19 protein-coding genes and 2 pseudogenes are annotated in these 24,632 nt (G+C 40.7%); 5 read left to right on the forward strand and 16 right to left on the reverse strand.

What is annotated here, in order from left to right; translation table 11 throughout:
- Positions 1 to 109: 109 nt before the first annotated feature.
- A complete protein-coding gene (locus FCR06_RS02900; protein WP_138497356.1) occupies positions 110 to 568 on the reverse strand; it encodes a peroxiredoxin in 459 nt (152 codons plus the stop codon).
- A 118-nt stretch (positions 569 to 686) separates the two neighbouring features.
- On the opposite strand from FCR06_RS02900, the gene FCR06_RS02905 reads away from it, so the two are divergent.
- Positions 687 to 1,814, forward strand: a complete 1,128-nt coding sequence (locus FCR06_RS02905) for an acyltransferase family protein (RefSeq protein ID WP_138497357.1) — start codon at positions 687 to 689, stop codon at positions 1,812 to 1,814.
- A 621-nt stretch (positions 1,815 to 2,435) separates the two neighbouring features.
- Here the strand turns inward: FCR06_RS02905 and FCR06_RS02915 are convergent.
- The 6 genes and pseudogenes from FCR06_RS02915 to gatB all read right to left on the reverse strand — a co-directional run bounded on the left by FCR06_RS02915 (position 2,436) and on the right by gatB (position 10,603).
- A complete protein-coding gene (locus FCR06_RS02915) occupies positions 2,436 to 4,172 on the reverse strand; it encodes a diflavin flavoprotein (protein ID WP_138497359.1) in 1,737 nt (578 codons plus the stop codon).
- A 97-nt stretch (positions 4,173 to 4,269) separates the two neighbouring features.
- Positions 4,270 to 4,782 (reverse strand): phosphate-starvation-inducible PsiE family protein, encoded by a 513-nt coding sequence (locus FCR06_RS02920; protein ID WP_138497360.1) that lies wholly within the window; start codon positions 4,780 to 4,782, stop codon positions 4,270 to 4,272.
- Positions 4,783 to 4,860: 78 nt separating this feature from the next.
- Entirely contained in the window at positions 4,861 to 6,594 is a 1,734-nt protein-coding gene (locus tag FCR06_RS02925) for a diflavin flavoprotein (RefSeq protein WP_138497361.1), read from the reverse strand.
- Positions 6,595 to 7,038: 444 nt separating this feature from the next.
- A pseudogene (locus tag FCR06_RS33335) lies at positions 7,039 to 7,200 on the reverse strand (bicarbonate-binding protein); the annotation flags it as partial.
- 244 nt (positions 7,201 to 7,444) lie between these two features.
- A complete protein-coding gene (argJ, locus tag FCR06_RS02935; protein ID WP_138497362.1) occupies positions 7,445 to 8,686 on the reverse strand; it encodes a bifunctional ornithine acetyltransferase/N-acetylglutamate synthase in 1,242 nt (413 codons plus the stop codon).
- 441 nt (positions 8,687 to 9,127) lie between these two features.
- Positions 9,128 to 10,603, reverse strand: a complete 1,476-nt coding sequence (gatB, locus tag FCR06_RS02940) for an Asp-tRNA(Asn)/Glu-tRNA(Gln) amidotransferase subunit GatB (RefSeq protein ID WP_138497363.1) — start codon at positions 10,601 to 10,603, stop codon at positions 9,128 to 9,130.
- Between the two features lie 533 nt (positions 10,604 to 11,136).
- Here gatB and FCR06_RS02945 point away from each other — a divergent pair.
- The gene (locus FCR06_RS02945; protein WP_138497364.1) at positions 11,137 to 11,988 is read left to right on the forward strand and encodes a universal stress protein; all 852 of its coding nucleotides are present in this window, start codon (positions 11,137 to 11,139) and stop codon (positions 11,986 to 11,988) included.
- A gap of 135 nt (positions 11,989 to 12,123) precedes the next feature.
- On the opposite strand, the gene psbM is transcribed toward FCR06_RS02945, so the two are convergent.
- The 5 genes from psbM to FCR06_RS02970 form a co-directional block, all read right to left on the reverse strand.
- Positions 12,124 to 12,240, reverse strand: a complete 117-nt coding sequence (gene psbM, locus FCR06_RS02950) for a photosystem II reaction center protein PsbM (protein ID WP_138497365.1) — start codon at positions 12,238 to 12,240, stop codon at positions 12,124 to 12,126.
- 118 nt (positions 12,241 to 12,358) lie between these two features.
- Entirely contained in the window at positions 12,359 to 12,655 is a 297-nt protein-coding gene (locus tag FCR06_RS02955) for a 2Fe-2S iron-sulfur cluster-binding protein (RefSeq protein WP_138497366.1), read from the reverse strand.
- Positions 12,656 to 12,838: 183 nt separating this feature from the next.
- On the reverse strand, positions 12,839 to 12,976 hold the full coding sequence (locus FCR06_RS02960; RefSeq protein ID WP_006195022.1) for a photosystem II reaction center protein K: 138 nt from the start codon (positions 12,974 to 12,976) through the stop codon (positions 12,839 to 12,841).
- 199 nt (positions 12,977 to 13,175) lie between these two features.
- Positions 13,176 to 14,279, reverse strand: coding sequence for a tRNA guanosine(34) transglycosylase Tgt (tgt, locus tag FCR06_RS02965; RefSeq protein ID WP_138497367.1), 1,104 nt, complete (start codon positions 14,277 to 14,279; stop codon positions 13,176 to 13,178).
- 343 nt (positions 14,280 to 14,622) lie between these two features.
- Positions 14,623 to 15,075 carry a hypothetical protein gene (locus FCR06_RS02970; protein ID WP_138497368.1) on the reverse strand — a complete coding sequence of 151 codons (453 nt, stop codon included), beginning with the start codon at positions 15,073 to 15,075 and terminating at the stop codon, positions 14,623 to 14,625.
- Positions 15,076 to 15,985: 910 nt separating this feature from the next.
- On the opposite strand from FCR06_RS02970, the gene cobS reads away from it, so the two are divergent.
- Positions 15,986 to 16,759 carry an adenosylcobinamide-GDP ribazoletransferase gene (cobS, locus tag FCR06_RS02975; protein ID WP_138497369.1) on the forward strand — a complete coding sequence of 258 codons (774 nt, stop codon included), beginning with the start codon at positions 15,986 to 15,988 and terminating at the stop codon, positions 16,757 to 16,759.
- A 127-nt stretch (positions 16,760 to 16,886) separates the two neighbouring features.
- Here the strand turns inward: cobS and FCR06_RS02980 are convergent, their stop codons facing one another.
- The 4 genes from FCR06_RS02980 to FCR06_RS02995 all read right to left on the reverse strand — a co-directional run bounded on the left by FCR06_RS02980 (position 16,887) and on the right by FCR06_RS02995 (position 22,717).
- Complete coding sequence (locus tag FCR06_RS02980) at positions 16,887 to 17,342, reverse strand: PPC domain-containing protein (RefSeq protein WP_138497370.1); 456 nt, start codon at positions 17,340 to 17,342, stop codon at positions 16,887 to 16,889.
- Positions 17,343 to 17,415: 73 nt separating this feature from the next.
- Positions 17,416 to 18,105, reverse strand: a complete 690-nt coding sequence (locus tag FCR06_RS02985; protein WP_138497371.1) for a ComF family protein — start codon at positions 18,103 to 18,105, stop codon at positions 17,416 to 17,418.
- A 52-nt stretch (positions 18,106 to 18,157) separates the two neighbouring features.
- Entirely contained in the window at positions 18,158 to 18,649 is a 492-nt protein-coding gene (locus FCR06_RS02990) for a GNAT family N-acetyltransferase (RefSeq protein ID WP_138497372.1), read from the reverse strand.
- A gap of 618 nt (positions 18,650 to 19,267) precedes the next feature.
- Complete coding sequence (locus FCR06_RS02995; RefSeq protein ID WP_138497373.1) at positions 19,268 to 22,717, reverse strand: amino acid adenylation domain-containing protein; 3,450 nt, start codon at positions 22,715 to 22,717, stop codon at positions 19,268 to 19,270.
- A gap of 84 nt (positions 22,718 to 22,801) precedes the next feature.
- Here FCR06_RS02995 and FCR06_RS33340 point away from each other — a divergent pair.
- A pseudogene (locus FCR06_RS33340) lies at positions 22,802 to 23,159 on the forward strand (3-dehydroquinate synthase); the annotation flags it as partial.
- 120 nt (positions 23,160 to 23,279) lie between these two features.
- On the forward strand, positions 23,280 to 24,503 hold the full coding sequence (locus tag FCR06_RS03005) for an MFS transporter (RefSeq protein WP_138497374.1): 1,224 nt from the start codon (positions 23,280 to 23,282) through the stop codon (positions 24,501 to 24,503).
- Positions 24,504 to 24,632 lie beyond the last annotated feature (129 nt).

A 24,632-nucleotide genomic window follows, 5' to 3' on the forward strand; every position in this document is an offset into this window, starting at 1 on the left:
GCGGGAAATAAGCAAACAAGGTGAATAAGCAATAACTTGTAACAAGTCTTTCTTTTCCCCGTTCTTTTCCTTCCCCGCGTTCTTTTGCCAGTACCCAGTCCCCACTTCCCTATTTCACAAGTTGTTGCAGCGTTTTTAGCGCTTCCTCAACGTGACCTTTAAAGTTAAACATTGAATTAAATACATATTGCACAACTCCCTGTTCGTCAATGACGTAAGTAACGCGACCAGGGAACAAGCCGAAGGCTGCTGTTGCACCGTATAGTTTTCGTACTTGGTCGCCTTTGTCGGTCAACAGAGTAAAAGGTAGATTGTACTTAGCTGCAAATTTTTGGTGAGATTCTGTGGAGTCGCCACTGACGCCGAGAACTTCAGCACCAGTGCTTTTAAAAACTTCATACTGGTCGCGAAAGGCGCAGGATTCGGATGTACAACCGGGTGTGTCGTCCTTGGGATAAAAATATAGGACAACGGCTTTTTTGCCGCGAAAATCCTGGAGGCTAACTGTTGAGCCGTTTTGAGCAGGTAAACTGAAATTAGGAGCGGTATCTCCAACTTTGATTGACATAGCAAGTAGTATTAGTTAGTTAACAAAATTTTACCTTGTATCTAATTCTATAAATTTTGCTTGATTAGCTGCATCAAGCGGAGTAGCTTGGATACTCATCTAACACAAAATTCCGCTTATGCGCCTGAATTCACTGGATGTTTTTCGCGGTATCACCATTGCTGGGATGATTCTCGTCAACATGATGGGAGTTGCAGATGACGTATATCCTCCCTTCGCCCATGCTGATTGGCACGGCTGTACACCAACTGACTTGGTATTCCCGTTTTTTCTCTTTATTATCGGTGTAGCGATGACTTTTTCTCTATCGAAATACACCGAAGCTAATAAACCACACTCAACTGTTTACTTGCGGATATTGCGCCGCGCCGCCATTCTTTTTGTTTTGGGATTGCTATTAAATGGCTTTTGGAATCAGGGTGTTTGGACTTTTGATTTAAGTAGCATCCGGATTATGGGGGTGTTGCAGCGCATCAGCATTACCTATCTACTAGCTTCTTTAATAGTTCTCAACCTCCCGCGTAAAAGTCAATGGATACTAGCAGCAGTGCTACTCATCGGCTACTGGCTAACGATGATGTATGCACCAGTGCCAGATTATGGGGCGGGAGTGCTGACGCGGGAAGGAAATTTTGGTGCTTATGTTGACCGCCTAATTATTCCTAAAGCCCATCTATATAAAGGTGATGGTTTCAAGTTTCTGGGAGATCCGGAGGGACTTTTTAGTACTATTCCGGCGATAGTAAGTGTCCTGGCTGGTTATTTCACTGGGCAATGGATACGCAGCCAGCCTGTACAGTCGCGCACGAGTATTGGGTTAGGATTATTTGGAATTGGTTGTTTAATTATTGGTTGGGCGTGGGGATTGACATTCCCGATTAATAAAAAACTGTGGACAAGTTCTTATGTGKTATTTACAACAGGTTGGGCATTATTGTTGCTAGCAGCTTGTTATCAACTCATCGAAGTACGGTTGATACGTCGCTGGGGTAAACCTTTTGAAATTATGGGTTTAAATGCGATCGCTCTTTTCGTTGCCTCTGTTTTATTAATTAAAATCTTAGTCAAAACCACTATCGGCACAGGAGAAAACGCTCCTAATACCTACAATTGGATTTACCAGAATTTTTTCGCATCTTGGGCGGGGGCGCTTAATGGTTCCCTGTTGCTTGGAATGGTCACAGTATTGTTGTGGTGGGCTGTTGGTGTTTTGATGTATCGCCAACAGTGGTTTCTCAGGGTGTAAATGGGGAGATGGGGAGAGCTGACTTTTCACAGGAAGTGGTTATACTGTTTCACTTTAAAATTGATACAAATAGGGAGCAGGGGAGCAGGGGAGTAGGGGAGCAGGGGAGCAGGGGGCAGGGGGAAAGAATTAAAGACCAATCATTTATTTCGTGAAATGGGGTTAGCTCTTTTGTTGGTTTTTACAGATGACGTAAACAGTCAAATCGTTAATGGAGTTCAAAGGTTCATTAATGAAGTTGAAAGCCTCATTAATGGAGTTGAAAGCCTCATTAATGGAGTTGAAAGTCTCATTAACGGAGTTCAGAGGTTCATTAATGGAGTTCAGAGACTCATTAACGGAGTTCAGAGGTTCATTAATGAAGTTCAGAGACTCATTAATGGAGTTCAGAGACTCATTAATGAAGTTCAAAGCCTCGCGCGTGATGTGCTATTTCTTCCACTTCCTCTTTCTCTGACAATTTTTATGAGGCTGCCATCTTCTATACCCGGCCAGCTACTTTCCCGCACCAGATGAACTTTATCTGTAGACATACTAACTTGGTATTGATAATTTGGTTACAAAATGGAGACCAGGAAAAAGACGCGGGGAGGCTAAGAAAAACAAATGACTAATGACCAACTAATAATAACTGCCAGATTTACGGTGTTCGAGGGCTGTTAAACCATCGGTTGCTAAGATTTCACCTTTATCTATTCCGGCGTAAATTAACCATCTGTCACCACATTTCATTTGATTTTGGACGGTACATTCTAAATAGGACAATGCTTCAGTGAGAATCAGACAGCCATTCTCAGCAGTTTGACAAGAAAGATTAACAAAGGGATTATTTCCTAAAACACTATTACAGGAAAAATAGCGGCGGACATTTCTACCTTCTTTGAGAATATTTAAGACAAATTTATCGCCGGGATGACACATTAAATCTGCATTTTGTTCGTCACCAACAGCAATCATAATTCCTGGCGGATTAAAAGTTGCTTGAGATACCCAAGAAGTTAAAACTCCTTTGTGGCTTTCTTCATCACGAGTTGTTAAAACACACAAGGAACCAATAATCCGCCCTACAGCTTGTTCAGTACGATCTACGTGAGTTTCTGTAACAACTTGACGCGCAGTTCGCAATTTTTTAGTTTTTTTCAAGTTTTGGGCAAAAATAGCGCCCGCTTCTTGACACTGTTGGAGAATTTCATCTGTAGGAGTGAAGCGGACTCGAATTGTTTCAAATCCTAAACGATAATTGGCATCTTTAAACTTACTTTCTAGTAAATCAATTGCTTCTCCACTCCAGCCAAAAGAACCAAATACTCCTGCTAATTTTGTTTTAGCTGCTGTAGCCAGAACTATTCCTAAAGCTGCTTGAATTTGAGTTGGTGCATGGCCGCCTAAAGTGGGTGAGCCAATAATAAATCCGTCGCAAGCTTCCACAATGCGGGTAATTTCTGCTGGTTCTGCTAGTTCGCAATTGATGGACTGTACATTAACGCCATTTTCAATTAAACCTTGAGCGATCGCACTAGCTACAATTGCTGTATTTCCATAAGCGGAGGCATAAAGTAAAGCAACACTCAATTCTTGTAATTTTTGTCCTTGACACCATTGACGATAATCAAAAGTAAATCGGCTAAGACTATAACGAACAACAGGGCCATGAGCCGGAGCGTAAGATTTTGCTGGGAAAACCGAAAGCTTTTCTAAGGCGACTTCGACTTGTTTGGCTTGGGGGGCGTGGAGACAGTCAAAATAGTAATGACGTTCTGCATCTAAACTTTTCCAGTCTTCATCGAAGAGGGTATCTTCGCAAATATGAGCGCCAAAAAATTTGTCTGTGTAGAGAATTTTGGTAGCAGAATCATAAGTACATAATCCATCTGCCCAGCGAGGAGTAGGTACGCTCACAAATGTGAGATGATGTCCTTGTCCTAAATCCAGAGTATCCTCCGATCGCACAGCTTGAATGCGTGACTGCCATTCGGGAAAAGCAGTTTTGATGGCATTAGCAGCAGGGCGAGAACAAATTAAAGTAGCTTGAGTAGCTTGAGAAAGCAATACTTGTAGGGTGGTTCTGCGGTTGGGGTTGACATGACCAAGAACGATGTAATCTAGGGTAGCGAAATCTAGATATTGTGCCAGTTGTTGGAGATAAATTTCGGTAAAAGATTCGCCGGGAGGGTCGATTAAAGCCTTTTTATCAGCTTGAATGAGATAAGAATTTGCCGTAGTTCCTCGTTGGCGGGAATACTCAACCTCAAATTTTAGTCTCTCCCAAGTGCGCGATCGCAAAACCAACGTATCTTTACCAATTTCAGCAACCTGCACATCTCTGGGTCGACTGGTAATTACAGTATTAGCAGACATAGTAATCTCTCTCTGGGTATGGGGCATGGGGGAGATAAAACTCTTGTACAGACGAGATTAATCACGCTCTTGTACAGACGCGATTAATCTCGTCTCTCTAATTTCCATTGCTTTCAGCTAATTCTGATTTGACTCGATTTTTAAAGCGTTTAGCTATTGTTTGTTCGGGATCGATGCCTTCAAAGGTTGGGGGTAGCCAAACTCGAACTACAAGTATTATTCCTAAAACTAATAAGAAGGCACAAGTTGCTAAAATTTGACTCCAATTAGTTTCTAAAACTCCTTTAACAATTACTTCTCGCAAGGCAGAAACAATGGAGACTTCTACAGCTACGCCAATAGATATTCGTTGCTCTTGCAAATAAATAATCAGCAATCGAAATAACTCAACTAAAATGAGCAAAAAGAGAATATCAGCAGTAACAGTATGAAAATCTAATGGGGGAAGCAGGGAGAAAAACATATCTCTCACCTGAATTACCATGAAGGTAAACAAACCCATGCACAGAGAAATCACAATCAAATCTTGAATCAATTCCAAGGTTTGGACGACGCGTTTCCGATGCATTTCATATTGAGAAATTGGGCTATCTTCAACAGATTTATACATAGCTTTATGTGGGTATTGGGGAGTGAAGAGGACGTAGAGACGCAAAGAATAACTAATGATTAATGACCAATGACAAATTTAGTAATGATTGCCAATTTTGCGGTGATGAACGGCGGTGAATCCGTTGACTTTGGCGACTCGCCCAGTTTGGACGGTGCTATAAATAACCCAATGGTCTCCACAATCCATACGGCTGGTGATTTCACATTCGAGATAAGCCAAGGCTTCTGCCAAAATTGGAGATTCGTTGGTAGCAGCAGGATATGTTTTGATTCCAGCAAAGCGGTCTGCACCGGGAGCAAAACGCTTGAGGAAATGTTTCATTAATCCTTGATATCTGCCTTCTTCTAAAATATTTAAAACAAAGCGATCGCCAACGTGCATCAATGATTCTATCGCTCGGTCTTTGGCAACGGCGATGGCTACACCTAAGGGATTCAAACTTGCTTGTGTTACCCAAGAAGCGAGCATTGCACTTTGAACTTCTGCTTTTTTGGCTGTGATAATATACAATCCGGTGCTAATTCGCCCCAAGGATTTCTCTAATTCGCTGTTAATGGATTTGATTTGTTTGATAGTGCGATCGCGATTCAACCATTGACCCATATCTGTCCCTGCTTCATCGCAAAGTTGTTCTAATACTTTAGAGGGAGCTTCTTTAACTAAAATTGGCGTAAAAGCTTCAATTAATCCCAGTTCTTGAAACTTATTGCGTAAGGGAAAAACAGGCTCATCTTCTCCTCCTCCAGACTCTAATAAACCAATTGCTTGTTTATTGTGAGCAGCAGCTAAGATAATTTTTAAACCTGCCTGAGCAATATCTAATGATTGGGGAGGCATTCCAATAACTAAACCAGCAGCTTGGTCAACTAATTCTCGGACTTCTTGAGGTTCAGTATTATTTAGAGCTACTAATTCTACCGCCGCACCTGTTTTGGCAATTCCATGTGCGATCGCCCTGACTAAATACTCGCTATGTCCATAATCTTCAACGTAAAATAAAGCTACTAAAGTCTCTGTTTTGGCTTGCTCTAAACTCCAATTTTGATAGCGTCCCAGCCATTCTGGAATATACTCTTTTAATAAAGGGCCGTGTCCTGTAGCAACTGTTTTTATTTCTAACTTTTCGATTTTCTTTAAAGCTGCCAATACAGACCGAGCATTAGGAKCCATCAAACACTCATAGTAATATTTAAAATCTTCTTCGATGATGGCGATATTCTCATCATAAGTATGGTCATCACAGTAGTGCATTCCAAATACATCGCAGGTGTAAAGAGTGCCTGTTTTGTGGTCATAAGTCAAGATGGTATCAGGCCAATGTAAGTTAGGAGCCGAGATAAATTCTAATTGATGACCGTCGCCTAAATCTAATAACTCTCCACTTTTTACCACCTTTGATTTAAAAGGCTGGTGAATCATATTCTGCAAAAACTGAATCGCTATCTTCGCACCAACAATAGTAATATTAGGAGCTAGTTGTAAAATATTTTTTACTAAGCCACTATGGTCTGGTTCGGTATGACTAATAATCAAGTAATCTATCTTGGTTGGGTCAATTAATCCTGTTACTATCTCTGGATATAACTCCTCAAATTTGCCATGAGAAGTATCAATTAAAGCTACTTTTTCTCCCTGAATTAAAAAAGAATTATAGGTCGTGCCATTCCGTAAACCAAACTCGACATCAAAACGTTCTCTATCCCAATCGAGGCAACGGATAGCAGTCGTTTGAGAAGCAATTTCAACAGTTTCAATTGTTAAGCGTCCAGGATGAGAAATAATTTGAGTAAGCTGTGTGAGTGCAACCATTAGTTTTCTCCAATCAAGAGATTATCTAGAGCCAGTGTGCTTACTTCTTATATTTACTTGAAATGTTTAATTAGTAAAATCTCAATTTCTAAAGCTAACTATCAAAAATATTTATTGTTATTTCTCTCAATTTATCATTGAAAAAATTAATGATTATCATTAGTTTTTTCACAAAGATTGAATCTATTAAAAGATAAATACGCTTGAGTTAGTGATATTTAGCCCCAGAAGAAAGAGTTCGCCAAGTTCCTTATTTCTGCTATCAATGCTGCTAAGTAGCCAATTTTGTCTTGAATAAGGCGATAAGGCCAGAGGTCAAAATAATTCGTAATTGATAATGAGGCTCGTTCCTCGCTAACGTAATTCGTAGTTACAATCAGTGGGGGCTTGTACCCTCTTTAATTACGAATTACGAATTACGAATTACGAATTAGTAATTATTTGGTCACCTTTATTAAAGGCATCCATTGTTCCTGTTTTTATATTGGCAACAGTTTGGGCTGCTCGTACTCTGAGCAATTTAACATGGGTAAAAGTGAATACAGCGGTAAAGGGTATTGAAGATTTGAGTTCGGTGAAGAGGAATTTAGCGCTGGTAGTTTCTAGTGTTCGTTCAGGACTAATATTAACAATAATTTAGAAGACTTTAACACCAAGGTAAATAAGCGTCAATTCGACGAGTCAGATTGTGTCCATTTAATTACCCGTAAAAAAAGACCTCTGAGAGGTTTTTTGATTGAGCTTAGGATATGAGCTATCGAACTCACGTGAAATTACATCATAATTTCTTAAGTTCATTGGCTGCTGACGGTTAACACTCAACAGTCAACACGAATGAATTTTATATTCTTTAAGTAGTGTATTCTGCGTTAATCCTCACGTAGTCATAACTCAAATCACAACCCCAAGCTTTAGCTGTACCATAACCATTGCCAACGCTAACAGAAATTAGCACTGTATCTTCTTGAAGATAAGCACCCACCGCTGCTTGTTTCAAATAGGCGCTGGCTGCTACACGGTCAAATGGTAAGGGTTGCCCGTTTTCTAACATTAAAAAATTCCCAAGCTTAATTTGCAGGCTTTCTTGCTCAAAGGGCACACCTGCACGTCCGGCAGCTGCGGCGATGCGTCCCCAATTTGGATCGCGTCCAAAGATTGCAGATTTAACTAAGGATGAACCAGCGATGGTTTTGGCTATTTGTCTGGCTGAGATTTCATCAAGGGCGCCAGTCACTTCCACTTCTACCAGACAAGTTGCACCTTCACCATCACGAGCGATCGCTTTGGCTAAATGCTGGCAAACTGCTGTTAACATCGCTTCTAATCTCTCTGATTCTGCACCCACTTCTGTAATTGCTGGGGTGCGAGATTGACCGTTTGCCAAGGCGATTAAGCTATCGTTAGTACTGGTATCACCATCCACAGTAATCGAATTAAAACTTCTATCAGCTGCCCTAGCTAACATCTGCTGCCAAAGATTTGGTGAAACGGCTGCGTCACAAGTCACAAATGCCAGCATGGTTGCCATGTTGGGGTGAATCATCCCAGAACCCTTGGCAATACCGCCAATCCGCACCGGGCGATCGCCTATAGTTGTCTCTAAGGCAATGGATTTTGTGACTAGATCTGTGGTGATAATTGCACTGGCAGCGGCATCTGAGCCTGTTTCGGAAAGTGCTTCTACTAGCTTGGGAATCCCACTCCGCAAAGCATCCATCTTGATACGTTGACCAATCACGCCAGTAGACGCTAATAACACAGATTCAGACGGAATTTTTAGTGCTTGGGCTATTGCCATCCCCGATTCTAAGGCATCAAACCAGCCTTGATTTCCTGTAGCCGCGTTTGCTTGCCCAGCGTTGCAGAGGATGGCACGAGCGCTTTGTTTGGCTTGCAAGCGTTGGCGACAATATTCTACGCAAGCAGCTTTCACTTGGCTGGTAGTGAACACACCTGCTGCGATCGCTTCTACATCTGAAAATATCAAAGCTAAATCTGGTAACCCCGAAGGCTTCAGTCCTGCGGTAATTCCTGCCGCTTGATACCCCCTTGGTGCCGTGATCCCACCTGTTATTTTTTGCCAATCTGCCATAATTCTTCCTTACAACTGCTGAGTGCTGAGTTAGGAGTTATGAGTTAAGAGTTATTCTCCTGACCTATACGTCCTTACGTCTACCCACTCCCTAGTTGCTTTATTGTGAGTTTATTTGCTGATGGCAATAAATAATAATGCACTACTTGACGATTAGCATAATTATTTTTACCTTTCTTATGACGAAAGACAAATGCAAAAAAGGAGAGCTACTTAAGTCGCTCTCCAGATCATCAGGGTGCATCTACTTACCAGAGCATACCATTTTATGTATGCGTGTTGTCACCAGTTTAATTATAAAGATTCTGTAAAGAAACACCGGGAAAATACTTAGGTAATAGGGGATTGGAAGGATGGGGAGGTGAGACGGTAGAGAGATGAGAAGAGAATTTCACCCCATCTCCTCATCTCCCGCATCACCCTATCTCCTTAATCCTGACTCTAGGCGTTGAGTTTTTTCTCAACTAATTCGTTAGTCAGCTTTGGATCGGCACGTTTGCTTGTCTTTTTCAAAACTTGTCCAACGAAGAAGCCTTTGAGGTTGGTGTTACCGTTGCGATACTTTTCTAGTTCTTTGGGATTAGCGGCTATAACCTCATCAACGATCGGTTCGAGGACACTAGGATCGGTGATTAGTTCTTGTCCAACAAAAACTTTTTCTGGAGAAATACCATTGAGCAAATCTGGCAGTTTTTCTTTGGCTTGGGCGTTGCTAATTTTGCCCTTTTCAATTCTGTTGATGATATCTGCTAAATTGTTGGGAGTCAGGGCGATTTCACTGATAGTGAGTTTTTGCTTATTAAGGTATGCGGCGATATCTTGAGTAATCCAGTTGGCGGCAGCTTTGGGATTTGCTCCAGCTTTAATAGCCGCTTCAAAATATTCCGATACAGGACGATCTTCTGTCAATACTCGCGCATCGTAGGCCGAAAGTCCCAATTCATTTTCGTAATGATGGCGTTTTTGGGCTGGTAGTTCTGGTAGTTCGCTGCGCCATGTTTCTAATTCTTCGTCTGACACCTCAATTGGCGCTAAATCTGGTTCAGGAAAGTAGCGGTAATCACTCGAACCTTCCTTCACCCGCATACTACTTGTACGTTGTGCGCCTTCTTCCCACAGACGAGTTTCTTGGATAATGCGATCGCCTGCTTCGATGGCTGCGATTTGGCGTTCAATTTCGTAGTCAATCGCCCGTTGGATGGCGCTAAAGGAGTTCATGTTTTTAATTTCTACTTTCGTGCCAAACCTCTCTTGTCCTACTCGACGCACAGAAATATTGACATCGCAACGTAAAGATCCTTCTTGCATGTTGCCATCGCTAACACCGAGATAGCGCACAATCCGGCGTAGTTCTTGGGCATATTCAGCAGCTTCGAGTCCAGAACGCATGTCTGGTTCTGAGACAATTTCTACTAATGGTACACCTGCACGATTGTAGTCCACTAGAGAATAAGCAGAACCAGAAAGGCGATCGCTGCCTGCATGTACTAATTTTCCAGCATCTTCCTCCATGTGCAAACGCGTAATGCCAATGCGTTTGCGAGTGGGGTTACCCTCACCATCTACCAACTCAATTTCTAACCAACCATGTTCAGCGATCGGCAGGTCATATTGAGAAATTTGGTAATTTTTTGGTAAATCTGGATAAAAATACTGTTTACGGTCAAATTTACTATATTTAGCTATTTGACAATTCAGTGCCAAACCTGCTTTAACGGCATATTCTAATACCTTTTGATTTAGTACAGGTAAAACCCCAGGTAAACCCATACAAACTGGGTCGATGTTAGTATTGGGGTCAGCACCAAAAGCTGTAGAGCTAGTAGAGAAAATCTTGCTATTAGTACTGAGTTGACAATGGGTTTCTAGACCAATAATCGCTTCGTACTCAGTTTTTACAGTTGTAGCAGAGGTCATAATATCACTAATTTGGGCATAATCCTTCCTAGTGGTACTATTGTAGCGGCGTCTGGAGTTGCCCTGAAGACGGTTATTTGGGTGAATTATCCTGACTTAAAAAAAGTTAGTCAAGTGTTTGTCATTAGTCATTGGTCGTTGATTACTAACAAACGAGGAAACCTAACACCTTAATATCATATATTTTTACTATATAAATATTTCTCAAGGATTAGTTTGGCATTTCTTTGCAATACTTAACTACTTTCTAATTAAAAAAGATTAACATAGATTAAAAATAATAAATAACATCATAATTTATTAAGTTTATCAAGCTAAATTGAGAGTATGCTTAATCATTAGAAGTCTAGTTGAAAAATTAAGTAATTAGGTGCAAACAAAATTAAATATTTCTCTTGATGTTTTATAGTAATAAAGCAAAATTTATTTGTGCCAACTTACTAACTAGATTATCAAATTAAGACGGTGAAAATCCGATCGAGAGCAAGTAGTTATAGCGAGAACAAAAGTAAACTTAACAACAATCACGTAAGATGATACAAAAAATTTTGCTGGCTGTATCGGGATTGGGACATGCAGAAGAAATGCTCAAAACCCTCAAAGAAATCCCTTCAATTCAATCTGCAAAAGTTACAATTTTGCATGTTGTTCCTGCAAAAAGTACTGCTGCTACGATGACAGCTAAATGGGAAGATGGCGGGAAAATTTTGGCTAATGCCATTCAAACTTTAAACCTAGATCCTAGCCAGGTTTCTTCAATTTTGCGCCAAGGTGACCCTAAGGATGTGGTTTGTCAAGTAGCTGATGAAATCGACGCTGATTTAATTATTATGGGTTCACGCGGACTCAAGCGGCTACAATCAATTTTATCGAACTCGGTCAGTCAGTACGTTTTTCAGCTATCTTCTCGCCCCATGTTGCTGGTGAAAGATGACATTTATGTCAAAAGAATTAAGCGCATTATGGTGGCAATAGATAATTCGGATGCAGCAAAAAACTGCTTGAAGTTGGCACTGTTTTTACTGCGAGATATTCAGGGCGGTGAGTTGATTTTGGCAAATATTAGCGCAGATTTCGGCGGTAAAAAATCAGAAATAACTCAGGTTACTTCCGATAAAAGTCCAGTTTTGGCAGCCGCAGTTACAGAAGCTCAAAAATTAGGCATCCAACCTCGTTGTTATGTCAGCAGTGGTAAACCTGGTGAAGAAATTTGTCGATTAGCAGAGCAGCTGAATGTAGATTTATTATTACTCGGTTCTCCAGATCGCCGTCCATCGATCGCTAAGAGTTTTGTTGATATAGACCGACTCATTGGCGTTTCTTTGTCTGATTACGTTCGAGTCAATGCCACTTGTCCAGTACTATTAGCGCGAACCATCGATTAAGATAAACGCTGCTGAGTATCATAACTTTTGTACTCACATAGGAAGCAAGCCAGATTTGTCTTTACAACTAGGCAGGCTGATAAATAAAAACCCCTACAGTATTAATGCAGGGGCATTTATTTTATACACAAATTTTTAACTATCTTTTCCACCTTCGCGGCTAGCAGTTTGGATGTACAGAATTAGTAAAAACACAGTGGGCACAAGTACGAACAAAATGCTCGCTACGAACCCCAGGTCATTAACTTGCATGGCAAGAAAGCCTCTCTTAAATTTCCAGTCAACAACATTAGGATATCATCATCGATGACAGAGTTAGCTCAAATTTTTTACTCACTTGAATACTAACCACGCATAATTCCAAAAAAACTTAAGGCTTTGTGACCACACTCACAGGGCCATTTACTAAAGTTTGACAAGCAAGCCGATAATTTTCCGGCTTTTTCTTTAATTTTCGGTTCTCTACATCTGTGCGGGGGGAAAGATTCTGTTGTCCTTCCACTATCTCAATAATGCAAGTGCCACACTGACCATAGCCACCGCAATTTGTCATTTTGCCAATTAATGTATATATATCAATGTTATTTTCCATAGCTTTGAGCCGGAGATTTGCACCATCTGCCGCCACTACTTCTTTATTTTCTTTAACAAATTTGATATTACCCATAGCTGATTCCTCCTTGACTGTAAGCTTGGCTTTCAAGGCTTCATATTGACATGGCTTGATTCATATCTTACTAATTATAATAATTCATTACAAAATATTAATAAATATTAATTTTAAAAATATAATGCCACAAAAATAGGACAGGCATAGTACCTGTCCAAAAAAAATGCAAAATAAATTAACTTACCTAAACCCCACAGCCGCTTGCCAAACAAAAGCAAGCAACAGGAAGAATACGGGGATAACTGGGAGAACATCCACTAAAGGATCGAAGATTTGGTAAGCTTCAGGCAGTTTTGCTAATAAAAGTGCTGCTTCCATGTTTGTTTAAATCCACCTATCCAACACAGCGTTAATAATTGAGAAGTATCTTAACATGGTTTGGCCATCAGTCATTTGTCATTGGTGATTGGTCATATGTCATTTGTCATTGGGAGTCTTGACTGATGAGTTAAGAATTATTTTCTTTGTCCCCTTGTCTCCCCACCTCCCCATCTTCTCATCTCCCTCATCTCCCCATTCACTCAAGCCAGTGACCAAATTCACTGGTGAAGCGATCGCTTAATATTGCCTCTCTAATATGCTGCGTAAAACGAATTAGTTCAGTAATGTTGTGAATGCTCAACAAGGTGTAAGCTAAAATTTCTTGCGATCGCACCAAATGAGATACGTAAGCACGGCTGAAATTTTGACAAGTGTAGCAAGGACAAGTTTCATCTAAGGGCGCAAAATCTTCACGAAATTTAGCATTTTTTAAATTCCAGCGATCGCCTTGGACTATTGCTGTCCCATGTCTAGCCCAGCGTGTGGGAATTACGCAATCAAATAAATCAACACCAGAGGCGATGGCGATCGCCATTTCTCGATAAGTACCTACACCCATTAAGTAACGCGGCTTTTCGGGGGGTAGAAGTGGTGCTGTCACTCGCACAATTTCAGCCATCAATTCTGGCGGTTCTCCAACACTTACGCCACCAATGGCATATCCCGGCAAATCCAACTTAGCCAAAGCTTCAGCAGCACGACAACGCAAATCCAAAAACACGCCTCCCTGCACAATGCCAAACAACGCTTGCTCGCTACGCTGATGAGCTATTATGCAACGTTCTAACCAACGATAAGTCCGCTCAGTAGCAGTTTCTACCTCTTGGCGAGTCGCTGGATAGGGCGGACATTCATCAAAAGCCATGATTACATCTGCCCCTAAAGTATTTTGAATTTTAATGGATAGCTCTGGTGTTAAGTTAATAATTTGTCCATCATGGGGTGAGCGGAAAGTTACACCTTCTTCAGTAATTTTTCGCATCTCGCTTAAACTAAAGACCTGAAACCCACCCGAATCTGTGAGCATTGGCCCATTCCAACCCATAAACTTGTGCAACCCACCACCCCCTGCGACAATCGCTTCTCCTGGTTGCAGGTGAAGATGATAAGTATTCGATAAAATCATCTGTGCCCCAGTATCACGCAACTGAGATGGGGTGATAGTTTTAACATTTGCCAGCGTCCCTACTGGCATAAATCTGGGAGTTTCTACAATACCGTGAGGGGTAAAAAACACTCCTGCTCTGGCTTTTGTATGGCTACAGCAAGCAAGACATTGAAAAGAGAAATTGGCACTCATACCATTTTGGATTTCTGAAAATGCGCTTATATAACTTACGCCAAACTACACGATGCAGAGGCAAATTAGAAATTCCCCTAGAGCAATAAAGCCCAACCTCACGTAGAATTGCGATAAAGCTTACTAAGCGAATGTGCGTCAAAGTTACATATTCTCTGCTTAAAACCCTCCTTTGTCCAAAGTCCAATTGGTAATGACAAAGAACAGCCTTCATCAGTTGTTATACAATATTAAATATCTTTTAATTTATTTAAGGAACTGACAAATAAAAAATATCCCATTGCTTATAGTCAACAGTCATCAACTTCAAACGGGATAATTTATTAATTAAAGTTCTCTATATTTAAAAAGAATCAGAACAGTCATCATCCATTTCTGCATCCCATCTAGCTGAGAGTACTTGCTCCATCATCGCTTCTATGGCACTGACATTGAAGCTTCTTTCTCTTCGCTCTTGCAGAGGAGTTGACCGAGGAATCAACCGTAAACACACTCCTTCTTGCATCAAATTCAAGTATGTTTCTTGCTGCGACGACTGTTTGAGTTCTAAATAATCAAAACTACAAACATTCAAATATAACGCGTGGTTAGCGACTAAGGTAGACCTTTGCGGATTGGCAAAAACTTCCATTACATCCCCTTCACCCTCGCTCAGTACCTTGTCTTCTTGGGTGTAGATGTAGTGGACTCGACCTAAATCTGTCAGCAATCGCCGCATGTCGAGTTTATTCACAATGATGCCCGCATTCACAATGCACGGAGCTAATATTCTGGTGTCAGGTAGATGGTGACTCATAGGGAAATAGCAATTGAGCAAGGGAAAGTAACAACATAGTTAAACAGTCAAATTGAGTAGCTTGTTTACTCCCTATTTTAAAAAAATATCAATTTTCCGGGGTAATTGTCTATCGATACTCTCCCAAATTTGATTTGGGAGGTTCTTGAAGCAAAGAGTTCACTAGACTAGGTTCCTTGCGTCACCTAAGCTAGAGGTGGTTCTTTCTTCAAGTTTTGACTTGCCACCGCTAGGGCGGTAGTTTGTTGTTAAATACTATTCATCTAGTTCCCACGAAAATTTAACCTATTCCTGGGAAGGTAGCGGAGTGGATGAGTTCGTCAACATAAAGAAGCCAGCGCTGTGGGCGGATTTCCCGACTTGTTCGCGCAGCGTCTCCGATAGGAGAGGCCATTGGCGTCAACTGCCGTCAAAAACTAGAATTATGGAATAGAACCCCATATCTTCAATTGTCAAGGTGCAAAACAGCAGTTGCTCCAGAGGATACCCCAAGACCATACTGCCCTACTTGTAAGGTAGTAGTAGGGTTTTTTAAGTGGTTGATTAGTTTTACCACTATTAATATTTTACCATGTTGACGCTTTCTTAAAATCTGCGTTAGTGCTACATTTCCAATTTCAAGATATGGAGTTTTGCTTCTACCGCTCAAGGCGATAATCTAAAGTAAGTTCTTAATTCAGCAATACAAAATACAAATTTACTCCTTGACGGAATTGTAATGTTTTCAATCAAAATGTTTGTATAAGACGATACTCATAATTTATGAGTTACCACTGAAATTTAGCATAACAAAATTTTCAGGAATAATCTCTAATAGAAGTAAATCTTATCTAAAGCTTTAAAGTTTACTGATGTCAGTTGTACTGAAACTCAGACTAGTATCCAGCAACTAACTATTAATCTAACTCAAATGCTCGAACAGCACCAGTGGTGGAAAAACCTACTGTTAAAAATATCAGCAGGTATTATATTTTACACAATAATTCCCCTGCCGTATTTGAATGAATTAGACTTTCGAGGGGTAGCACGTCTTGCTTCAACTGTAGGGTTGATAATTGGGATAATTTTAGGGTTACTGGATACAGGGATGAATTACGTTGGTATACCAGTGCTAACTCGTAGTGCTTTGGTAGTAATTATTTGGATTGCTATAACTGGAGGACTGCACTTAGATGGGGCAATGGATACTGCTGACGGCTTAGCAGTAGGCGATCAAGATCGGCGATTGGAGGTGATGGTAGATAGTGCCACAGGTGCCTTTGGGGCAATGGCAGCGATCGCCTTAGTACTATTAAAGATAACAGCCTTAACAGATATTTCAGACAACCGTTGGCTGGTATTGATGGCTGCTTGTGGTTGGGGACGTTGGGGACAGCAGGTAGCGATCGCTCGATATCCTTACCTCAAACCAACTGGCAAAGGTGCTTTTCACAAACAAGCCATTCGTTCTTACAAAGATTTGTTACCAGGATTATTGTTGCTATTGGGTTTGAGTGGTTTAGTCTGGCTGATGGATAAACAGCAGTTATTTTTGGCAATAGGAATGATAGTAGCTGGAAGTGCGATCGCTACTTTCACAGCCGCTTGGTTCAACTACAAATTAGGTGGACACACAGGAGATACCTACGGTGCAGTTGTTGAGTGGACTGAAGCCTTATTTCTGTGTATATTGACAGCTTTTTAGGGAGTGGGAGTGTTCAGTTAGAAGTGGTGGCGAGCTGGGGAGATGAGGTGATGGGGGTGAAATTCTCTTTATCTCCCCATCTTTCCACCTCCCGATCTCCTCATCTGCCTCATCCCCACTCCCCCCTTCATTTAATCGGTTGCAACTTTGTCACCTTAAGCTTAAATGCCCCAACCCCAGTTTCTCCAAAAGAGCGGACGCGAATAACATAAGTCCCTGTCTCTACAATGCGGGTAAATAGTAGAGAATTGCTAGTACCATCAGGGCCATCATCATTTTCTGCCAAAGTTGAACCATCAGGTGACAGCAGTGTGATAATGCTGTCAAAGCTTTCAGATGAGAGGTCAACTGCTAAATTATCGCCTTTTTGTAGCTTGACTGCGTAATCACGGGCAAACCCACCTTGACCTGTGGGAATATCTTTGTCTGAAAGGCTATCGTCAATTTCAGTACTGTTAGGTACAACAATTGGACTATACAACTTATTTTGAGCAAAAGCTGCACTTGTACTTATACTTATTGCCAGTAACGTAGCAGGAACGATCCAGAACTCTTTTAAACCCAACCTAAAAGCTTTATTCATACATTTCAAGCAATTTTTCCATAAAAATACGGTAATTTGGTCAACTTATATGCTTTTGTGTCCAGGTTGCCGATTAATTCTTGATTGAGCCGTCTTTGACGGTAGTGGCTACTGCTACTAGTCCTAAGACTACAATTCCATACTCCCGAAGTGTTTGCACAGCAGATCTGGCAGTAGCACCAGTAGTATAAATGTCGTCCACTAATAGCACTGGGACATTTGGGTGACTATAGCGAAATTCTTGACTAACAGCAAAAGCTGTCTTCAAGTTTTGTTCTCGTTGAGATACTGATAAACCAAATTGTGCTTCAGTTTGTCGCACTCTTGTTAAACCATTTCGTTTCAATTTTAATCCAGTTATTTGGCAGAAGCTTTGTCCTATGAGTGCAGCTTGATTATATTTACGTTGCTTTTGCTTGCTAGCGTGGAGTGGAATAGGAACTACTATAGGTTGGCTATCTCGTCTCGGTGAATTCAACAACCAAGCTTCCCCTAACCATTGACCCAAAGGACGAGCTATTTGGGGTTGATTTTCGTATTTCATCGCCGCTATTGCCCTTTTGACTACACCCCCATATTCACCCCAGCTAAACACTGGTAGTGGTTCTTGCCACTGAGAAACCGGATCTTGACGCTGACATTTTTGGAGTTGTTTAGTGCAATTGTTACAGAATTCTTGAGAAGTTGAACGTTGGCACAGGGGGCAATGGGATTGGAGAAAAAGATTAAGTAAGCTTGTGAGATTTTGAGTCAAAGTGTGCATTTAAAATTATCCTTTGTCATTTGTCCAAAGTCCAATCGTGAATGACCAATGACTAATGACCATTGACTAATGACTTAAAATAGACACGATCGCAGCGTTTTGTTTCTACTCCCGTTGCTGGTTTGTAGCCGTTGCTTTCATACAGCTTGACTGCTTCCACCAAAACACTGGCGGTTTCAATCCAAATTTGCTCAAAACCACGTTCTGCGATCGCCGCTTCTAGCTGTTGTAACAAATATTTCCCCAATCCTAAACCCCTAATGCTGGGCAAAAGATACATTTTGCGGATTTCTACAGCTTTTTGTCCACGTTTTATGGGGTAATATGCCCCAGTACCTACTAATTGGCTTTGGTGTTCAATTACCCAAAACTCCCCGCCAGTAGCTAAATAAAATTCCTCTACTTGCAGCACGTCTTTGTCAGCACCATTTGGTTCCCAACCCAAACCATATTCTGATAATACATAACTGATGACTTGGACAGCTCTTGTGCGATCGCTTTCCACCCAATTACGAATTAAAAACTCTTGATAATATTTTTTCATACCATTTACTGGTCAAGTTTACCCAGAAAATTTTTCTGGTTCTATATCCCAATTTACTTAGCAAATAGCTTTTCTGGCAGAGTCTAGTTCTGGCGCTGCGAAATTAAAGTATGAATTGACATTCTTCGATATGACTAAACAACGATTCTTTGAGCCTTTGCGCGGTAAGCCAGTTCCCTACAAAGAGAAACCTTCCTTCAGGACTGAACTCACCATGCTGCCTTGCAAAGCCCTGAAACTAAGGGACTTCTAGAGAATAAAATATACAGTTACTTAAAATGATTATCATTTTAAGAGGATAAAAGCGGTTGCCAACAATAACCGCTTTTTCCCTCACCCTCAATAAATATTGCAAGATAAATGTCTACACTCAACAACTATTGAGTGTAATGAGCAGAATTGCTATGGACTATTTTGCAACGCATTGTCCCTCTCTTATATTGATTATCATTCTAAATAATTAGTGATTTTATTATTTGGAAGTCCCTAAACACTAAAATTGCGAACCTCCATAAAGATGAAAGCTTTTAGGAAAGAGTGCAAGGGTGCAGTCCATTCTGGCGACTGAATTCTTAGTTTTTTAATTGTCCCCAGCCCCAATCAAAAACAATCTTCTGACTAAAATTCCGCCAGAGATGATTTCAAGCGTTCTGCTAAGACTTGTAAATGAGGTTCCAAAATACATGTATAGTGATTACCAGAAACATCAATGATTTTTATATCTTCTGCATCCATAATAGAGAATAATTCCACCCATACCAAAGTTGGGTCGGAAGCCATAATATGCTTTTCTTTGGCTCTCAAAACAGTGACTTTTCCTGGATATGGCTGTGGCAGATAAGAATAAGTTGCTTTTAGCGTTCCAACTAATACATCAAGAATGCGTCGGTTTTGTTGGCTTTGATTTGATGGCGGTAATATCTTGACTTCTATTGCCTTGTCAAGGATGTAGTTAATTTGTTCGTTAATACTCAAGTGCTTAATTTCATCAGGTGTTACCAGATTATCTTGACCTGCTATTCCGCCAAAATATCTGGAAAGAACACCAACCAAATAGGGGGCGTCAATTTTCTTGTTTTTATCCAAGAGAATTGGAACATAAGAATCAACTATTACTAAAGAGACTTCCTGTCCCTGTTTGTGTAATTGTTGTGCCATTTCATAGACCACAACTCCTCCAAATGACCAACCACCAATAGAGTAAGGACCATTGGGCTGAAACTTCCTAATTGCTTGGATATACAAGCTTGCCATATCCTCGACTCGTGTGAGTGGTTGTTCTTCCCCATGAAACCCTTGAGCTTGCAAGCCATAAAACGGTTGATCGTCACTGAGAGAATGCGCCAATTTGAAGTAACACATAACATGACCTCCAGCAGGATGTACGCAGAAAAAGGCTGGCTTGTTACCTTTTGGCTGGATGGGAACTAGGAGGGAGTTTTCAAAAGTATCAGAACTAGTATTAAGAAGATTTGCAAACTTTTCAATCGTGGGATTGGTGAGGACTGCTGATAAGGGTAATTCCTTACCAAAGTGCTGCCCAATTGAAGCTATTAAGTAGATTGCTGAAAGAGAATTGCCACCGATTTCAAAGAAGTTATCTTTAACACCTATTGGCTGAATATTTAAAATTTCTGACCAGATTTTTGCCAGTTTCTGTTCGGTATCATTGCGCGGTGCGACAAATTCATTGTGTTGGCTGAAGCTAGAAAGTGTTGGCTTTGGCAAAGCGCGACGGTTGACTTTTCCACTAGGAGTTAAGGGTAATGCTTCTAAGATTACAAAAGCTATTGGCACCATGTAATCTGGTAGCTTCTGTTTGAGGAAATCGCGCAGGGTGTCAGGAGTTGGTTCATCCTGTTTAGTAGTGATATAAGCTACTATTTGTTTTTCTCCTGGTTGCTCACTACAGGTAATCACAACCGCTTCTCGCACTTGTGCATGAGCAGATAAAGCGTTTTCTATATCCCCAAGTTCGATCCGAAAACCTCGAATTTTTACTTGATTGTCTATTCGACTAACGTATTCAATATTGCCATCATCCAGGTAACGAGCTAAATCTCCTGTTCTGTAAAAACAGGAATTTTGCGAGAAAGGATTAGCAATAAACCGTTCAGCAGTGAGTTCAGGACGATTGAAGTAACCGCGTGCAACCCCAGCACCACCTATATACAATTCGCCCAAAACTCCGATAGGAACTGGTTGAAGATGGGAATCCAATATGTAAGTTTGTGTGTTGGCGATCGGATGACCGATGGGGACTAAAGCATGAGATAATTTTGCAGTTTCTACTTGACAGACAGTTGACCAAATAGTCGTTTCAGTCGGCCCATACAAATTCCATACAGTATCACCTTTTTCTAATAAATGCTTTGCCAAGTCACTATTTAAGCCTTCGCCACCGCAGAGAATTTTCAATTGAGGAGAACTAGTCCATCCAGCCGCAAGCAACATCCGCCAACTAGCTGGGGTGGCTTGCATAATCGTAGCACCAGAAGAATGAATTAGTTCTCTGAGTCGTCTGCCATCGCTAGCAACTTCTCGACTTGCTAATATCAACTTAGCACCCGTAATTAAAGGCAGATAGAGCTCTAGGGCAGCAATATCAAATGATATTGTAGTAACTGCCAAAAGGACATCTGACTCTGTGATTCCGGGTTCATGCTGCATGGATTTTAAGAAATTGACCACAGCACCGTGAGGAATTTCTACTCCCTTAGGCTTACCAGTTGAACCGGAGGTATAGATAACATAAGCCAGATTTTTAGCAGTTGCACATGGTGCAGGATTATCTTTACTATGACTCGCAATCTTTTCCTTATCTGTACGTAAACAGATGACTTTCCTATGTTCATTCTCAGCAAATAATTTTTGGTTATCTGTCAGTAACACTGGCACCTGAGAATCAGATAAGATTAATTCCAACCGTTCTTGTGGAAAACCTGGATCTAAAGGTAAGTAAGCTGCGCCAGCTTTCAAAATACCCAAAAGTCCCACCAGCATATCTAAAGAACGCTCAACGCAGAGACCTACTAAAACCTCTGGTTTAACTCCCAGTGTTTGTAAGTACTGCGCGAGTTGATTTGCTTTTCTGTTGAGTTCACCATAGGTAAGCTGTTCTTCTAGAAAAGAAACTGCGATCGCATTTGGTGTTCGCTCTACCTGTGCTTCAATCAATTGGTGGAGACATACACTCAAATCATAATTAGTCCTAGTCGCATTCCACTCAACCAGTATTTTCTCTTGTTCCTTCTGACTCAGCAATGGTAACTGAGCTACTGGCTGTTCTGGATTTGATACAATACTTTCTAATAAATTCTGGAAATGTTCGCTTAGATGAGCAACTGTCGCTTTATCTAACAAATTACTGTTGTACTTAAAGGAACTCTGTAATGATTCAGAAAACTCGATGACTTCTAAGCTTAAATCAAATTCTACTTGTTGCTGGAGTAGTTGTCGGTACTCTAGTTCGAGTTGACCACAATTTGCATTCTGTTTCTTGCCTGCCACCTCGAATAATTGTGATATGTCTTCGAGTCTATTGACATTTTGGAAAGTAAATGAAGTTTGACAAATAGGTGAATGACTTAAATCAGACTTTGACTGTAATTCTCTTATCAATAAAGCAAACGGATAATCTTGATACTCCCTTATTTCTAAAACAGTCTGACTAACTTGTTTCAAAAAGTTTTTAAATGATGTATTGTCTGAAATCAAATCTCGTGAAACAACTACATTAGCAAAGTTGCTCACAACTTTTGTCGATTCCGGTCTATCATGCTGAGTTAGTAGCAAACCAACAAGAATGTCTTTCTCACTTGTATAACGGTAAAGCAGAACTTTAAATGCTGCTAAAAGAAGGGTATCAATGCTAACTCTTTCACTATTTGCTAATTGTTTCAGTAACGCGGTTAGTCTATTGTTGATGACAAAAGTATAAGAGGAGCAATTGTAAGTTTTTATAGAAGAGCGAGGTGAACTAGTGGGGAAATTGAGTAAAGGTAATTTACCAAATAAGTATTTTTCCCAATATTCTTTAAGTTCTAAGTTAGAAAATGACGCTTTCATGCTTAACAATTTATTTCTGTACAATTGCAAATCTGACTATTAATTTTGGTTTTTAAGTACCGATGATGCTAAAGTTTTTCCCCACTCATGCTATCAGCAACGATCGCCGAAAAAACGAGGATACATCACCACCCACGATCGCGATGGGCAAAGCCCCGCCTTTGGCGATCGCATCCTGGAACTGATGAGCTGCATTGGGTTTGTCACCGACCATCCTCTCCTCGATAGCGACCTCGTTTGGTATGCTACCCAGTCCCTCATTATGACACGGGACGGCTTGCTGCGTGGGGCGGCGATGCCAAAACCAATTGGTGAATGCTTTTTCGTCAATGATTTGACCTGTGAAGAACTTGATACCGCTCTCAATGACCACAACTACATTTGTGCCGCCTATACCCACGCCGATGCTAGAATAAACGCTTACGCGGAAAGTCGCGAATAAACCTCTGTTGAGAGTGTAACAAATGTCTAGTGTTGTGAACGAGGAGAAAGCTCAAAGCGTCACGCTGCTAGGTATTAGCTTTACCATGAAGTTTGGTGGCTCAATTCAATCAGGTAACTAATGTCCAACACTATTAAGCAAGATTCGATGACAATACAGCAACTTATTGGCATCATGATCCTGTTTTACTTAATTCAAACTTACGGATGTTATCCAGGACTTTTCGGTCTTCCACTGACCATTTATCTTAAAGAGAGCCTTGGACTTTCACCAGCACAGTTAGCATCCTTCAGCACTTTAATTTTCATTCCCTGGTTAATTAGACCACTTTACGGAATTATTGCAGATGCCGTTTCATTATTTGGCTATCAGTTCAAAAGCTACTTTTTTATCTGCTATGCGCTAGCGCTTGCCGTCTTGTTAGGCTTAGGTGTCTTTCAATTTAACACAATTTTTCTACTGGCGATCGGTCTAATTTTAGTCAACTTATTCATAGCCTTTAGCGACGTACTAACAGATAAAATAATGGTCGTTCAAGGCAGGATTTTAAACAACACGGCTCGCTTACAGGCAGCTCAATGGACATCTTTAAGTTTTGGTCAAGCTTTGATGTATTATATCGGCGGATGGCTTGCTCAAAATTCTAATCTATCAATGGCGTTTCTGCTCACTGCAATTGTACCGTTGATTGGTTTAGTTGCAACCTTCCTATTATTTGCAGATGAGAAAAAAGAGCGAACAAATGTTTCAGTTAAAAGTAATCTGAAATCTATTTGGTTAGCAATAAAGTCGCGACGGTTTCTCGCTGTTCTGGGCTTTATTGCTTGCCTTGAGTTCACTCTCGTCCCACCTTTGGTAAATTACCTTGTCTATTACTACAAGGATGCTTTGAAGTTTGACGCTCAATTTATAGGGATTTTGGGTACGTTTGAAGCTTTGGCTAATGGTGTAGGCGCTCTCGTTTTTGGTATCTTTGCCTTTAGGATTTCCCGACAGCTACTACTAAATTTAGCAATTGGCTTAACTACCGTTTCTACCATTGGTTTATTATTTATACACAATACACAGAGCGCTATCTTGGTTAGTATATTTTTTGGATTTTTTGCCATGATAGCCATGCTGGGTGTCTTAGAAATTGCAGCAAGATCTTGTCCTGTTGGTGCAGAAGGTGCAACCTACGCAATGCTAATGTCAGTTTATAACCTGGTTAAACAACCGGGTCCCATTTTAGGAGGTCACTTATATAGTTGGGGAGTTCCAGTTTACATTCTTGTCATTATCAGTGCCGTATTTACAATGCTTTGCTGGTTTCTAATTCCTCTATTGAAATTAGAGCAAGAGTAATTGAGCACGAAGAGCAACAATTTTTTCAAAAGGCACGCAGCTCGCCTCTATTGAATCAGTAACAACAGGGGTAATGCTTAAGCTCTATCCGACCTAGTACCGCAAGGCGGAAGTCAAAAGTCAAAAGTA

Origin of the sequence: Nostoc sp. PA-18-2419 (assembly GCF_005869855.1) — a bacterium.
GTDB lineage: Bacteria > Cyanobacteriota > Cyanobacteriia > Cyanobacteriales > Nostocaceae > Nostoc.

Excerpts from the sequence above, each read along its gene's own strand:
- argJ (WP_138497362.1), bottom strand. The coding sequence starts at position 8,686 with ATGGCAGATTGGCAAAAAATAACAGGTGGGATCACGGCACCAAGGGGG.
- FCR06_RS02960 (WP_006195022.1), bottom strand. The coding sequence starts at position 12,976 with ATGGAAGCAGCACTTTTATTAGCAAAACTGCCTGAAGCTTACCAAATC.
- FCR06_RS02900 (WP_138497356.1), bottom strand. The coding sequence starts at position 568 with ATGTCAATCAAAGTTGGAGATACCGCTCCTAATTTCAGTTTACCTGCT.
- FCR06_RS03005 (WP_138497374.1), top strand. The coding sequence starts at position 23,280 with ATGTCCAACACTATTAAGCAAGATTCGATGACAATACAGCAACTTATT.
- FCR06_RS02920 (WP_138497360.1), bottom strand. The coding sequence starts at position 4,782 with ATGTATAAATCTGTTGAAGATAGCCCAATTTCTCAATATGAAATGCAT.
- FCR06_RS02995 (WP_138497373.1), bottom strand. The coding sequence starts at position 22,717 with ATGAAAGCGTCATTTTCTAACTTAGAACTTAAAGAATATTGGGAAAAA.
- FCR06_RS02945 (WP_138497364.1), top strand. The coding sequence starts at position 11,137 with ATGATACAAAAAATTTTGCTGGCTGTATCGGGATTGGGACATGCAGAA.
- tgt (WP_138497367.1), bottom strand. The coding sequence starts at position 14,279 with ATGAGTGCCAATTTCTCTTTTCAATGTCTTGCTTGCTGTAGCCATACA.
- psbM (WP_138497365.1), bottom strand. The coding sequence starts at position 12,240 with ATGCAAGTTAATGACCTGGGGTTCGTAGCGAGCATTTTGTTCGTACTT.
- FCR06_RS02980 (WP_138497370.1), bottom strand. The coding sequence starts at position 17,342 with ATGAATAAAGCTTTTAGGTTGGGTTTAAAAGAGTTCTGGATCGTTCCT.
- cobS (WP_138497369.1), top strand. The coding sequence starts at position 15,986 with ATGCTCGAACAGCACCAGTGGTGGAAAAACCTACTGTTAAAAATATCA.
- FCR06_RS02990 (WP_138497372.1), bottom strand. The coding sequence starts at position 18,649 with ATGAAAAAATATTATCAAGAGTTTTTAATTCGTAATTGGGTGGAAAGC.
- gatB (WP_138497363.1), bottom strand. The coding sequence starts at position 10,603 with ATGACCTCTGCTACAACTGTAAAAACTGAGTACGAAGCGATTATTGGT.
- FCR06_RS02915 (WP_138497359.1), bottom strand. The coding sequence starts at position 4,172 with ATGTCTGCTAATACTGTAATTACCAGTCGACCCAGAGATGTGCAGGTT.
- FCR06_RS02970 (WP_138497368.1), bottom strand. The coding sequence starts at position 15,075 with ATGAGTCACCATCTACCTGACACCAGAATATTAGCTCCGTGCATTGTG.
- FCR06_RS02955 (WP_138497366.1), bottom strand. The coding sequence starts at position 12,655 with ATGGGTAATATCAAATTTGTTAAAGAAAATAAAGAAGTAGTGGCGGCA.
- FCR06_RS02985 (WP_138497371.1), bottom strand. The coding sequence starts at position 18,105 with ATGCACACTTTGACTCAAAATCTCACAAGCTTACTTAATCTTTTTCTC.